Origin of the sequence: Nocardia carnea (assembly GCF_029868325.1) — a bacterium.
In the GTDB taxonomy this organism is placed as follows: domain Bacteria; phylum Actinomycetota; class Actinomycetes; order Mycobacteriales; family Mycobacteriaceae; genus Nocardia; species Nocardia carnea_C.
This window is the reverse complement of sequence record NZ_JARWNW010000310.1, coordinates 1-13860: the sequence shown is the minus strand read 5'-3', so window position 1 is coordinate 13860 and position 13860 is coordinate 1. Positions and strand designations below refer to the sequence as shown.

Annotated in this window: 10 protein-coding genes; 5 read left to right on the top strand and 5 right to left on the bottom strand. The window is 69.6% G+C overall.

What is annotated here, in order from left to right:
- Positions 1 to 50: 50 nt before the first annotated feature.
- Entirely contained in the window at positions 51 to 1409 is a 1359-nt protein-coding gene (locus QH196_RS30335) for a polysaccharide biosynthesis protein (protein WP_432279577.1), read from the top strand.
- Here QH196_RS30335 and QH196_RS30330 read toward each other — a convergent pair.
- The 4 genes from QH196_RS30330 to QH196_RS30315 form a co-directional block, all read right to left on the bottom strand.
- Positions 1366 to 5634, bottom strand: coding sequence for an alpha-(1->3)-arabinofuranosyltransferase domain-containing protein (locus tag QH196_RS30330; RefSeq protein WP_432279576.1), 4269 nt, complete (start codon positions 5632 to 5634; stop codon positions 1366 to 1368). The two genes, QH196_RS30335 and QH196_RS30330, sit on opposite strands and share 44 nt — an antisense overlap.
- Positions 5635 to 5702: 68 nt before the next feature.
- Entirely contained in the window at positions 5703 to 5873 is a 171-nt protein-coding gene (locus tag QH196_RS30325; RefSeq protein WP_084493275.1) for a DUF2613 domain-containing protein, read from the bottom strand.
- A 321-nt stretch (positions 5874 to 6194) separates the two neighbouring features.
- The gene (locus QH196_RS30320; RefSeq protein ID WP_280419277.1) at positions 6195 to 7286 is read right to left on the bottom strand and encodes an isochorismate synthase; all 1092 of its coding nucleotides are present in this window, start codon (positions 7284 to 7286) and stop codon (positions 6195 to 6197) included.
- A gap of 246 nt (positions 7287 to 7532) precedes the next feature.
- Positions 7533 to 8045 carry a universal stress protein gene (locus QH196_RS30315; RefSeq protein WP_280419276.1) on the bottom strand — a complete coding sequence of 171 codons (513 nt, stop codon included), beginning with the start codon at positions 8043 to 8045 and terminating at the stop codon, positions 7533 to 7535.
- A gap of 104 nt (positions 8046 to 8149) precedes the next feature.
- Between QH196_RS30315 and QH196_RS30310 the strand changes: the two genes are divergently transcribed.
- The 3 genes from QH196_RS30310 (at position 8150) to QH196_RS30300 (ending at position 10789) form a co-directional block, all read left to right on the top strand.
- The gene (locus QH196_RS30310; RefSeq protein WP_280419275.1) at positions 8150 to 9316 is read left to right on the top strand and encodes a glycoside hydrolase family 3 N-terminal domain-containing protein; all 1167 of its coding nucleotides are present in this window, start codon (positions 8150 to 8152) and stop codon (positions 9314 to 9316) included.
- 218 nt (positions 9317 to 9534) lie between these two features.
- Positions 9535 to 10152: a TetR/AcrR family transcriptional regulator gene (locus tag QH196_RS30305; RefSeq protein WP_280419274.1), complete on the top strand. Its 618-nt coding sequence runs from the start codon at positions 9535 to 9537 to the stop codon at positions 10150 to 10152.
- 13 nt (positions 10153 to 10165) lie between these two features.
- Positions 10166 to 10789: a hypothetical protein gene (locus QH196_RS30300; RefSeq protein ID WP_280419273.1), complete on the top strand. Its 624-nt coding sequence runs from the start codon at positions 10166 to 10168 to the stop codon at positions 10787 to 10789.
- 11 nt (positions 10790 to 10800) lie between these two features.
- Here QH196_RS30300 and QH196_RS30295 read toward each other — a convergent pair whose 3' ends face one another.
- Positions 10801 to 11952, bottom strand: coding sequence for an acyltransferase family protein (locus QH196_RS30295; protein ID WP_280419287.1), 1152 nt, complete (start codon positions 11950 to 11952; stop codon positions 10801 to 10803).
- A gap of 292 nt (positions 11953 to 12244) precedes the next feature.
- Between QH196_RS30295 and QH196_RS30290 the strand changes: the two genes are divergently transcribed.
- Positions 12245 to 13417 carry a DUF3068 domain-containing protein gene (locus QH196_RS30290; RefSeq protein ID WP_280419272.1) on the top strand — a complete coding sequence of 391 codons (1173 nt, stop codon included), beginning with the start codon at positions 12245 to 12247 and terminating at the stop codon, positions 13415 to 13417.
- Positions 13418 to 13860: the final 443 nt, after the last annotated feature.

The following is a 13860-nucleotide window of genomic DNA, read 5'->3' as shown; positions in this document are numbered from 1 at the left end:
GGGCGGGGCGGACCGGTCCACCCGGTGCTCCGGGTGGGAGACTTGCCCGCGTGCAGTTCGTTCGCCGTCTTCCCGCCGTGGCGGACATGACCCTGGTCACGGCGGGTGCGATGACCGCGAATATCGCGAGTTATCTGCTCCAGCTGCTGGCCGGGCGCTGGCTCGGTGTGGCCGGGTACAGCGAATTCGCCAGCCTGCTGGCCGTCCAGCTGCTGTGCGCGGTACCGGCGCTGGCCCTGCAGAACGTGGTGGCTCGCGAACTCGTGCACGGATCCGATATCGCGGCCCTGCGGGCGCTGCGCCGGCGGTGTGCGGTCCTGGTGGCGGCCGCGGTGGTGGTGCTGGTGCCGGTGGTGAGCGTGCTGCTTGACGTGGGGGTCGCGGCGGCCGCGGCGGCCCTGGGGTCGGCGCCTGCCCTGGTCGTTCTGGCGGGTGAGCAGGGTGTGCTGCAGGGGCAGAAAAGGTTCCGCGGGCTGGCGATGGTGCTCGGGATGACCGGTATCGCGAAGGTTGTCCCGGCGGTGGTGGTGCTGGCTGCCGGGGGCGGTGCCGCGGCAGCGCTGTGGGCAGCGGCCGGCGGTGTCGCCGCGGCGGCCGTGTACGGGCGGATCGTGGCAGGCCCGGGGCATGCGGATACGGCCGGAAATCATGGCGCGGGGCGCGCGGCGGAAGTGCCCGGTGGTTCCGCTTTTCCGGTGATTCCGCCGGACGTGGACTCCGGGCTGACCGACGCACGGCCGGAGCAGGCCGGAGCCGGCGGGACGATACCCGAATCGGCGGGGCCCAGCGACGGTGTGAAACCGGGATTGGCGGATGTGGCCGCGGTGCTGCGGGCAACGCAGGTGCAGGCGGCGTTGATGGCGCTGTCGTCGGCCGATCTGATCGTGGTCCGGATGGTGCTCGAGGAACCCGATGCCAGCCGGTACGCGCTGGGCACCATTGCTACCAAGATCGCCTTCTGGCTACCGCAGGCAGTGGGGGTGGTGTTGTATCCGCGGATGGCGCAGCCCGCGTCGTCCGGTTCGGCGATACGTTCGGCGCTTGCGGTGCTCGCCGGGATCGGGGTGGTCGCGGTGTTCGGTGCGGCGGTCGCGGCTCCGCTGGCGCCGTTGCTGGCCGGTCAGGACTACGCCCCGATCCAGGGATTGCTGTGGTTGTTCGCGCTGCACGGAGCGGTCCTGGCCGTTCTGCAGGGCGCGCTGCTCTCGGCGATCGCGGTGAACCGGACCGCATTGGCCACGCTGGCCTGGGCGGGGTTGGTCCTCGAGGTGGTGTTGATGCTGGTGGTGGCGAATTCCGTCACCGGTCTCATCGTGACCGCCGCGCTCGTCGCCGGGGCGACCACCGCGCTGGTGGCGCTGCTGGTCATTCGGGCGGCGGCGCGGCGTCCGGCCGTGGCCGCCGCGTGAGCGGCGGTAGCGCTGCCAGGCCCACCGCGATCACCGCGATCAGTGCGGGCACCTGGACCCACAGCGAATCACCCATATAACCGCCCGGCATTCGCCAGGGCCCGGTCGACAGTGCGGCGGCCGATACCGCGGTACCGATTCCGGCGACCGCCGCCAGGGCCCGCCGCGGCAGCCGTGGGACGAACCGCAGTACCGCCAGACCCGCGACCGTGAGCACGGTGGCGGTGGGACCGGCGATCACCGTGGTCGCGGCCGTCAGTGCCGGCGCACCGACTGCCCACGGTGTGCGCCACACCGGCACCGGGATCACCGGATCGCCGCGGGGCCCGCGCGGAACGGCAAGGGCGAGCAGCGGTATCAGCAGCAACAGGCCACCGAAGATCGCCACCCGGTACCAGGTATCGATCGGGAACGACACCGTCACCGGTCCGGTCGCGCCGTCCGGCAGCAACCAGCCCTGCTGCCAGCCGTTCACCACGACGGGGTCGAGTTCCTGTCCGTCGGCGGTATGGGCCCGCCAGCCGATATTCGTGCTGAGCGGAAGTGTGAGCAGCTGGGTTCCGGTATCGGCGACCGGCGGTGCGGGCTCGGTGCCGGCCAGGCGTAACCGGTCGACGAAGAACAGTTCGGTCGGCGCTACCAGCACGTCGACCTCGCCCGCCGGAAGTGAAATCGGCTGGGCCGCACCGGGTGCTGTCTCCGCTGTCGCCGGTACGGCGGGGTCCGGGCAGGTCTGTGCGGGAATCGGTGCGCCGGAACGTAGTTCACCGGCGGTGGCCGTGATGCTGGTGCGCACGAGGCGGCCGCCGACCGCGACGGTCGGTCCGGCTTCGCAGCCGACGGTGATGAGCCGGTCGTCCGGTGCGGGTGGCGGATACTGTGGACCCAGCACGTTCACCTCGGCCAGTCCGGCGGGTTGGGCCTGGTGGTAGCCCAGGGCGGTCCGGTCCAGAACCGATTCCCAGCTGCGGATACTCAGTTCGATGCGATCGGTCACCGTGGGGTGCAGGTCGATCCGGGACGTCTCGTCCGGGTCGTCGAGTTCGCGGATCTGCGGTCCGCTGCCGAGGTTCACCGCGACCGAGGTCGGGGCGGCCGGGAGTCCGCCGAGCGAGGGGGTCAGTTCGAGCCCGGTCACCAGTGTGGGTTCGGGGAGTTCGATGGTCAGTGTCGGTTTCGGGCCGCGGGTATCGCGGGCGGTCTCTTCGGGCGCCGTCCAGCTGGTGCGCGGATCGCCGTCGGTGGCGGCGAAGGCCGATCCGCGGAGATCGCCGACATCGGACGCGCCGCGCGCCACCGGTCGCGCCGGATCCGTCAGCAGCGCTTCCAATGCGGGGCCTTGGCGCGGGCGGACCGTGAGCTGCGGATCGACCGACACCGGCGCGGGCACCGACAGTGTGCGGCTGAACGCACCCATTTCTTCCGGGGCCAGCGCCAGCCCCTTCCCGCAGCGAACGCGGTCGGGGGCGTCGAAACAGGCGCTGCGGCCGGGGAATTCCTGTCCGAGGTCCCAGCCCGTCACCGTGGCGCCCGCCGTTGGTTCCGGAAGTACTGTGCGATGCCGGATTTCGACCGGGACGGGAAGCTCGGGTACCGAGTAGTCCTCCACCGCCAGTTCGCTGATCCCGAACTGGCCACCCGTACTGCCGCGTTCGGTCGATCGTGCCGTGATCTTCACCCAGTCGGTCGAACCCACCGGCAATGCCACCGAAACCGGTTCACCGGGTTTGCCGATCCGGGCGGAGACACTGCCGTTGTTGGTGCGCACCTCCACCCATTTCACGGGGTCGCCGATGGCGGCGGGCGTGCTGGTGAAACGCAGCAGCCCGGACTTGAACGGCTGATCCATCTCGAGCCGCAGCCATTGGCCGACAGCGTATTCCCCGGCATTGCTGATCCAGGCGGTAGTGGGATCGCCGTCCACGATCGCCGCGGTCGAATTACCCGGCGCGACACCACCGATCTGGGTGGCATCGGCGGCCGAACTGGAGGCGGTGACGGTGGCTCCGGTCCATTCGCCGCGGACCGGCTCGGCACCCGGGACCGCGTAATCCGGCACGAGGTTGTGCGTGCGACGGGCGTCGTCGGGGGCGCGCAGCGCGGAGTTGTGGTTGTCGACCTTGCCGAAATCGGTTTCCCGGTCCATCGGGGTATCGGTCACCGTAACCGGGCCCATCGGCAGGCCCGCGGCGGCGGCATCGGCGGCGAGCAGGGTGGGTTCATGGGACGTGGCAGGGTCGCGGTGGAGTCGTTCCAGCACTTCCGGACCGCCCTGCACCCTCGGGACCGAGGCCAGCGGAACCGTGTACGCTCCGGCGAACTCGGCGGGCGCACCGGTGCCGCTGCGTACCTCGGCGGGAGTGCCCGGCGCCGGAGTTTCGACGCGATAGATCTCCACCGCCGGATACTCCGGCCGCAGATCGGCGTCGACCACGAATTCGTCGTTATCGGACCCGTGTTCGACCGGGTCACCGAATTCCGCGACCTTACGCAACCCCGGCGACCCCTCCACCGCGCTGTGTGCCAGTAGCGGCCGGGTCGACCGCGAGGTATCCGGATCCAGATCGTTGCGTAGCACCAGTACCCCGATGCCCTGTCCGCGCAGCGCGGGCGCCAGACCGGCCGAGGGCCGGCCGTCGGCGATGAGCCGCTGCACCGAATCCATGGCGCGGATGGTGCCCGGCGGATTCAACGGGACCGCGTCGCGCACCGCCCAGGGCGTCTCCGCCAGAGCCTGCAGAGGTTCGTCCCTGGTCAGCCCCCAGACCTGGCTGCCGAAAGGCGCGCCCGGGACGACCAGTGCCCGGGTATCGGCGGCGTTGTCGCGTAACCAGTCGGCGGTCTGCTGCCAGTAGGCGGGCACCTCGTCGTAGGCGCCGCGCGGGGCGAGCTTGCCGGTCCAGGCCAAGGAGGTGGACAGTGCGAGCGCGGCCAGGATCAGCATCGCCACCGCGACCCGGCGGTCGCGATGCGGGTTGGCGAACGCGTGGCGCCACTGCCCGGCGCGTACCGAACCGGGCAGCGGCACCCGGGCCAGCAGCTGCGCGAGCCCCAGCACCAGCGGTAGCCGGATCAGGGGTTCCAGTTTGTGCACATTGCGCAGTGGCGCGCCGCCGGAGTCGAGGAAGATGCGGACGGATTCGGCGAACGGCCCGCCCAGCTGGCCCACATAACCCGCGCAGATACCGGTGAGCCCGACACACAGGATGAACACGAGCCGCCCGCGCCCGGGCATCGAGCGCATCGCCAGCCCCGCCATTCCCGCGGCGGCGAGCAGGCCGGTGGCCAGGACCGCGGCAGGCTGGGTGACCAGCACCGCGCCCGCGATCCGTTCCGGCGAGACGAACGGGGTCCAGCTGTCGGTGCCGCGCAGCACTTCCCCCAGCGACGCCCACTGGGTGGTGACCCCGGACGATTCGATGTAGTCGAGGAACGGCGGGCTCACCCGGCCGAGCAACAGCAGCGGTACCGCCCACCACGCGACCGCCAGCACCAGCAGCGGCACCCAGGCCAGGGTGAACCGCCACCAGGCCCGGTTGGGCCGGTAACTGGCCCACCACAGCAGCGCGGGCAGGAAGGCCGCCACCGTCGCGACCGCGTTCACCGCGCCCATCAGCGCCAAGGCCAGCGCACTGCCGGCCGGAGACCGCGCCCCACCGCGCCGGCGCCGCTGGTAGGCCGTCCCGAGGGCCGCGGGTGCGAGCAGTACCCACGGCGCCAGCATCATGGGCAGGGTTTCGGAGGAGATGGATCCGAGGGTGGTGAGCACCCGCGGGGACAGCGCGTACGCGGCAGCGGCGATGATCCGCGCTCCGCGCGCGCCGATCCCCAGGGTTTCGCAGAGCTTGACAACACCCCAGAACCCGGCGAGCAGCAGCAGCGCCCACCAGATCCGCTGGGTCACCCAGGCGGGAATCGAGAGGAGATCACCCAGCGCGAAGAACGCGCCGTGCGGGAAGAAGTAGCCGTAGGCCTGGTTCTGGACCTGCCCCATCGGAGCCTGGCTGCTCCACATATGCGCGGCCCGGCCCAGGAAACCGAGCGGGTTTTCGGCCAGGTCGTATTTGGTGTCGGCGACGGTGAGCCCGGGGGCCTGCAGGAAGGTCAGCAGGAAGGCGATAACGGCCGATCCGGCGAACCACCGCGCTCCCAGCCGGTCGGTGAGTTCGGGCGTACTATCGGTTTCCGCGCGCGGCGAGGCGGCGGTTTCGGACTGCTCGGGCACCGTGGGTCAGGCGTTCGGCGTCCCCGCCGCAAGTGCCGGGCGGGGACGTGGCGGGGTCGGGAGGGGTCTCAGCGTTTGCCGTATTCGACGCTGTTGAGCAGCGAACTGTCCGCGTTACCGCTGCGGTCCACTTCGGGGCGGGTGTTCTGCTGTACTGCGGCGGTGATGGCGAAGACCGCGATCGCGCCCAGCAGGGCACCGCCCACCGCACTCGCAATACCGGGGACAGCAAACTTCATCGCAGCACTCCAAACTCGACGCAGGCAGTATCCGGGCCAACCTAGCAGCATCGCGCCGGTCCGGAAACGTACAGTCCGGCGTTTCACCCTACTGGGTGCGCCCGCCCGGCGGCGAGACGGCCGGGCTCGTTCTCCCCGGGCGGACCTGCGGACTCTGTCCGGCCGGACCGTCGTGGACCCGGCTCGCACAGGATCGCGCCGCCGGGCCGGATCGCAGCGCGACCGGGAACAGCCACCTCGCCACGTCGAAAGTAAAGAGCGCTTGATCCGGTTCGCCGCCGGACTACTCAGAGGCCGGGCTTGCACCGTGCGATCCGAGCCTCACCCGTGCTCGTCACGAATATTCAGCGCGCCGAGCAGAGTGTGCAGTTTGCTCGTCGTCTCGTCGAGTTCGGCCTGGGGATTCGAGGCCGCGACGATTCCGCCACCCGCCCAGGCTCGCAGGGAAAGCCCGTCGGCCGATAGCTGCGCACTGCGAATCGCGACCACCCAGCACCCGTCACCGCTCGAAGCACACCAACCGACCGCACCACCGTAGAACCCGCGGTCCTCCTCGTGGGCGGTGATGTACTCCAGTGCCTGGGCGGTGGGAGTGCCGCACACCGCCGGCGTTGGATGCAGGAGCAGCGCGAGTTCCAGAGCGCTGGGCGCCGGATCCCGCAGCACACCGTGGATCGGGGTGCCCAGATGCCATACGTCGCGGGTGCTGACCAGTTGTGCGCGCGGCGGCACGGTGAGCCGGATGCAGACCGGGTGCAGCCGTTCGGTGATCCAGTCGACGACGAATGCGTGCTCGGCCCGGTTCTTCGTACTCGCCGCCAGCCGCTGCGCCTGGGCGTTGTCCGCTCCGGGATCGGGGAGCCGGGGCAGCGTTCCGGCCAGCGGATAGACCGTGACCGAGGTCCCGGTGCGCTGGACCAGCGTCTCCGGGCTCGCACCCATGAGGGTCGCGCCGGTGTCTCCGGCGGGGGTGAGGTCGACAGCGAACACATTCGCCCGCGGATGCCTGGTGAGCAGGTAGGCGGCGAGGGTCTGCGGATCGAGGGCGGTATCCGCCGCGGCCAGCACCGACCGCGCGGCGACCACCTTGCGCAGTGGCTGCCCGGGGTCGGCGAGGATGCCGACCAGCCGCGCGACCCGCTCGCGATGCTCGTCCGGGGCGGGCTGCTCGCTCACCACGCGTATACGGGGGAGTTCCGGGAGCGCAGCCGGTCGCCACGGGCCCGCGGTATACGAGAACTTCTCGGGTTCGACCAGCGCGGCCGGGCGGCGGGGGTCGAACGGGAGCGCGCCGGTGATCGCCGCGGTGCCGCCGTGCAGGGCGTCGACGGCCTGCCACGGATCGTGGAACGCGGTGCGCACGCCGTCCGCGCGGACCACGCTGTCGGGTCGTGCCAGCAGGAACCCGGTCATGGTCCGACCGTAACGCCATCGAGGGGGCCGGCCTCGCGGCCACACCGAGGTCCCGATGTCGTGCAGCGGTGAACCGGTGGGCCGGCAGCCTCTCCACGCGGCCCCTGGAGCGGGCGCACGGTATCGGCCGTACCGGACGAGCCCGGGTGCCGGTCGCACGGTGCGGTCCGGGAGGGCGGTGCCGATAAGTAGTGGCCAGCCGGGTGCGTTTCCCGAGCTGTGGTCTGGGGATATTCGCCCGGATCGTCAGGTTTCGGCGCGCCGGCCGTGCCCGTTGCCCAGGGTGCGCTCCTGTGGCACCGGGGGTACCAGGAAGACCGGGCGATGACAGTGCTTGAGCACCGCGTCCGCCACACTGCTGTGCACCAGGGCACGCAGCCCGGTCGCTCCGCGGGTGCCGGCGACGATGATGTCGACGTCGAGTTCGTCGGCGACCTCGACGATCGAATGCCAGATACTGCCGGTGGACTCCTGGGGGCGGGCCTCGGCGTTCAACCCCGCCAGCCCCGCGAGGTGCACACCTTCGGCATTGATCTCGCGGGCCGTCGTATAGGCGATATCTTCCATATCCTCGTCCGGCACCCATTCCGGCTGGACCATCCCGGAGATTCCCGATATGCGGGCGGCTTGGCGCACCATCGGCTCCCAGGCCGTGAGCACCACTGCCCGGTTCGCAGTGAGGAAGCGTCCGGCGTATTCGATCGCGCGTTTGGCGTGTTCGGACCCGTCGTAGGCGATGAGCATCAGATCGCAGGGCATGGCGACCTCCGAGGCGGAGCCGGCGAGAAGATGATTCCAGATTACCGCTGTCCCGAAACCGAGCCGAGCTTTTACGTGCGTGGCGCGCGGGATACCGTGCAACGATGCGGAAGTTGCCGTTCGTCCTGTTCGCGGTGCTCGCGATGACCCTTACCGCCTGTGCCGGTGGTGACGGTGGTGGCACCGGAACGCCCACGCCAGGGGCGCGCTCCCCGGAGGGCGGGACGAGTGCCGCGCCCGCACCCACCACGACCCCGGAGGATTGCGCCGCCGAGTACCTCGGGCAGTTCACCACCCGGGAGAAGCTGGCTCAGCTGCTCACCGTCGGAGTCACCGGTACCGAGGACGCGTTGTCGGTGGTGCGCGATCATCAGGTCGGCGGCATTTTCGTCGGTAGCTGGACTGATCTGTCGATCCTGACCAGCGGTGAACTCGAACAGGTACGGGCCGCGGCGAAGGTTCCGCTGATGGTCACCACGGATGAGGAAGGCGGCCGGGTATCGCGGCTGGGCAGCCTCATCGGCACCGCGCCGTCGGCCCGGGAAACCGCGCAGACGATGACGGCCGACCAGTTCTACAACGCCACTCTCGACCGCGCCCGCGCCATGCGTGACCTGGGGATCACCGTCGATTTCGCGCCCGATATCGATGTGAGTTCCCAGCCCGACGATTCGGTGATCGGCGACCGCTCCTTCTCCGACGATCCGGCGGTGGTCACCGAGTACGCCGATGCCTATATCCGGGCCATGCACGAGATGGGCCTGGGTACGGTCCTCAAACATTTCCCCGGCCACGGCGCCGGTACCGGCGATTCGCATCTGGGTGCGGTCCAGGTGGCGCCGCTGGAGCAGCTGGCGGCTCGTGATCTGGTGCCGTTCCGGGAGTTGATCGACAGCGGTTCGGCGGTGATGGTCGGGCATCTGGATGTTCCCGGCCTGACCGATCCCGGTGTGCCCGCCAGTATCAGTCCGCAGGTCATGAGCTTGCTGCGGGAGGGTTCCGGGTACGGCGCGGCCCCGTTCGACGGCGTGATCTTCACCGACGACCTCAGCGGTATGGCGGCCATCACCGACCGCATGTCCATCCCGGAGGCGGTCGAGGCCACCCTGGTCGCCGGTGCCGACAACGCCCTGTGGATCAGTACCGATGCCGTGGGGCAGGTGCTGGACCGCCTGGAGGAGGCGGTCGCCGCGGGCCGGCTGCCCATGGACCGGGTCGACGAGTCGGTATTGCGGATGGCCGACTACAAGCAGGTCCCGCGCGCCTGCTGATTTCCGGATGAGGGCAGCGCGGCGCCGACCGGCCCGCGCCGCTGTCCGGTGGGCGTAGGCGTCGCCGGTGACCGGTACCCGAGTACAGTGCTGACCTTCGCCGGAGTTTCCCGGACAGTCCCGATTCGCGAGCGGCGCACCTGCGCCGCCGGGTGGTTTCCCGGCCGGGTGAACTTACTTTGGAGTAATATAAAGGGTTCGATGCGGTAGGAGACGTGATGGCGGGCGGTACGAAAAGACTTCCGAGAGCGGTGCGCGAGCAGCAGATGCTCGACGCCGCGGTCGAAGTCTTCTCGCGCAAAGGCTTCCACGAAACCTCCATGGACGCCATCGCCGCCGAGGCCGAGATCTCCAAACCGATGCTCTACCTCTACTACGGCTCCAAGGACGAATTGTTCCGGGCCTGCATCCAGCGTGAGGGTATGCGGTTCCTGGAGTCGGTGGCCCCGGCCGGCAACCCGCTGCTCAGCCCGCACGAACAATTGCGCACCGCGCTCGAGGGGTTCCTCGGGTTCGTCGATACCCACCGCAACTCCTGGCAGGTCCTCTACCGGCAGGCACTCGGCCAGCAGGCCTTCGCCTCGGAGATCGAGAACGCCCGCCAGCGGGTTATCGAACTGACCGCGAAACTGCTGGAGTCCAGCGCCAAGCACGCCGAACCCGGCACCAATTTCGATATCGTCGCGGTCGCGGTGATCGGGGCGGGGGAGGCGATCGCCGATACGGTCGCCGGCGGGCGTATCGATGTGGCCGAGGCAGTGGATCTGCTGGACGCGCTGGCGTGGCGCGGCCTGTCCGGCCGTAAACCGGAGTCCGGCGCCGAATCGGGCGAATAGTCCGAATTCCCCAGTGGCCGTGGTTTTCTGCGGCTTGCGACCGCTGCGGACCCTCCGTATTTTCGGACCAGCGGCCGGCGCGGAGTTCGGCCGGATCGCCCATCTCGCCGATGCCCTCACCGACTACACAGCCGACGCCGCCGCACACCGGTTCAACCCGCTGGCCGCTACCGCGACCCCACCGGCACAGGCCTACGATCTGGTCCGCGAATCCGATCGGGCATTACGCGAATCGCTGCGTACCGCCGGACTTGCCCGGATACCGGCCCTGTGCTGGGCGCTACTGGACCCGCTCGCCACGGCCGTGCGCCGCCTCGCAGCCGCGGTCGTCACTCCGGCCGGTGTATCCCACGGCGCTACCGCGGGAGCGCGTAACTCCATCGAACTGGATGCCTCTGCTCCACCCCGGCGTCCCGGAGCCGGCGAAGCGATCCAGTTGATACTCACCCAGTACTGCACCGGATATGCCTGCTGCGCCGACCACACCAATCCCTGCAGCGGTGAACAGCGGAAGTCCTGGGCCGCCCGGGGCTGTGATTGCCGCAATTGCTGTGACTGCGCGGGTTGCTGTTCGGATTGCGGTGGCTGCTGCGGGGGAGACGGCTGCTGCTGTGAATGCTGCGACTGTTCCTGCTGACCCGGCGGAGCTCAGTCGTGTGGCGGGCGTGGCCGATCGAAGCGGCGGGCCCACTGCCGGCACGGCTCTTCCACCAGGGCGTGACTCGCCGCGGCGATCGGCAGCGTGAATGCCACCGTGAGCACCAGGACCTTCACGAAGTCGCCGTGGAACGGCAGAATCCCGAAAACCGGGAAGATCACCGACAGTACGGCCAGGTGCCAGATGAAGATGCCGTAGGACCAGCGGCCGACCATCGCCGCGGGAGCCGAGGTGAGCCACCGGTGGGTTTTCTCCGCCGGGCCCAGCACCAGCGGCGCGAGCAGCGCGAAACCGATCACCGCGCCGAGGCCCATTTTGGCCGCGTACTGCCACGGTTCGGCCCGGGTCAATCCGGCGACCCCGCCGAGGTCGGTCGCCGACAGCGCGAACGTCATGCCGGCGATCGTCCACATCAGCCGCTGATTGCCGAGGATCCGCCGCCACCGCTTCCGCCGCTCGTCGCAGATGAGTTCGGCCAGCAGCATCCCGCCGGCGAACCACGGTATGTAGGCGGGCAGCCAGTTGTCGGCGTGGATGGCGCCCGGGGTCGGCACCGGGATGAAGTTCCAGCTCAGGAACACCAGACCTAGTGTCAGGACAGCCGGTACCCGTGCGCCGGCAGCCCGTCCGCGCAGACCGTGCAACAGCCAAGCCAGCAGCGGCAGCACCAGATAGAAGGCCACCTCCACCGACAGACTCCACATCTGGGTGAGCCCATCGGTCAGCGTGAGCGGAATGAAAACCTGCAGGAGCAGCAGGTTGGACAACCACACCTGCACGCCGGCGGTGTCCGCGGCCGCCGGAACCAAAATCAGCACCGCGCACACCACGATCCAGTAGGCGGGCACGATCCGGGCGACCCGATGGCGCAGGTAGTAACCGAGTGTGGGCGCGTCGCCGAGCCCGCGGGCCGCCAAGGCATGCGGCCGCCACAGCAGGAAGCCCGATAGCGCGAAGAACACCGCGACCGCCATATCGAAACGTTCCAGCAGCCGGCCGAGAACGGGGATCGCAGTGGCGCCGGTCTGGAACGCCACATGGGTGAGCAGCACTCCGAGCGCCGCCAGCCCGCGCATACCCTCCAGTGCGGGAAGGAAGGAACGCTGCCGGGCCGCGGGCGTTCCGGGTGCGGAAGCCCCCATGACAGTGGCCGGTGTCCCGGCGGCAGCGGCCGGTTCGATGCGGCCGATATCGGGCTGAGCTCCGGTTTCGGTGGTCGGGGTGGTGGTCATCGGCTTCCAGTCTGCCCGCCCGCTCGCGGCGCGGGGAAGGCGGTATTTCACAATGCGCGCTAAACTCCTGCCGATTTGGGTCCGATTCCGGCCTCGCCAATGCCCACGAAACGCCGTGGCTGTTAGTGTCAGGGCTCACGAGTGCCGCGGCGCCCCGCTGTACCCGCGGAACGACCTGTGTTCTACGACGAGGAGACATTGCATGGCACTGAGTGCCGGAACCAGAAGGACGGTTGCCTGCGTGCTCGTGGGTCTCGGCGCGTTGCTGATCGTTGCCGCGCTGATGATCCCTACATACACCATCGGCAAAATGGCCAAAACTCCCCTCGATCTCGAGATCACCACCGTCGCGGTCAACCAGCCGGACCAGGAGAGCCTGGTCCTGGACTCCACCTCGCTGACCGAAGAGGGGCGCAGCGCCGAGGTCAACGAGAACGTTCCGCTCGTCTCCCAGCGTTTCCTCACCATCGAAGACCCCTCCGATGCCGATCAGATGACGATCCAGGCCGGTAACACCCTGCGCCGGATCGACAAGCGGGGCGATACCGGTGTACTGACGGCCTACGTCGACCGCGTCACCATCGACCGCAAGACCGGCGAGCCGGTGTCCACCGACCCCAACGGGTCGATCGCGATGACCACCAACAACAAGGGTGAGAGCATCGCCGAACCGGTCCACCGCACCGGCCTGCAGTACCGGTTCCCGATCGGCACGGAGAAGAAGACCTACCCGTACTTCGACGTACTCGCCCGGACCACCACCGATATGGAGTTCCTGGAAGAGACCGAGATCAACGGCACCAAGGTCTACCACTTCCGGCAGAACGTCCCGGTCACCGACCTCTCCAAGGTCTCCAACGCGCCCACCAACAAGCTGAGCCTCCCGGCCGCGAAGTGGGGCGTCGAGGGCGGCGAGGAGCCGGTCACCATGTCGCGCTTCTACAGCAATGTCCGCGATGTATGGGTCGAGCCGCAGACCGGCACCATCGTCAAGGGTGGCGAGCAGCTGAACATCTTCTACGGACGGTCCGCCGACAAGCCCGAAGTGCCGGCGCTCAAGGCGAATATGGTCTTCGATACCGATACCGTCGAAGCCCAGCTCGCGATCGCCAAGGACAATATCGACCAGCTCTCGCTGTTCGGTCGTATCCTGCCGATCGTCCTCGGCATCGTCGGCATCATCGCGCTGATCGCCGGTATCCTGCTCGGCGTCATGGGCGGCGGCTCCGGCCGGCCGGCCCGCGCCGGTGGCCCCTCCGGCGGCCGTCCCGGTGGACCGGCTCCCGCAGGGTCGGATGCGCCGACCACCACCCTGCCGCGCAGCAGTGGTGCCGACGCACCGACGGAGACCATCAAGATGCCGAAGGATCTGTGATTCTCGGCTGAAATGGTCGCCTGAACAGAGTCGACGAAAAGCTCCCCGGGCCTGTGGTCCGGGGAGCTTTTTCGTAGCCGGACGGAATCTGTGCCGTCGGCAGGTCGGTGAACCTCCTCGCCGGGCTCGGACCGTCCCGCCGAGGCATCGCGGACTTTCACCGAAACGAGAGAATCCCGCGCCCCGGGGGGCCGGGGCGGGGGTGGGGGGGGGTGGGCGGGGTGGGCGGGGGAGCGGCGGGGGGGGGGGGGGTGGGGGGTGGGGGGTAGGAGGGGGGGAGGCGGGGGGGCGGGGCGGGGCCCGGGCGGGGGGGGGGCGCCCACCCCCCCCGCGGGGCCCCCCCCCCCCCCCCGCGCACGCCCCTACAACCCCCCACCCCCCACACCCCCCCCCCGGCCCCACGGGGCGCGCGATTCTCTGGTGTTCGCCGGGATGCGCCGGTC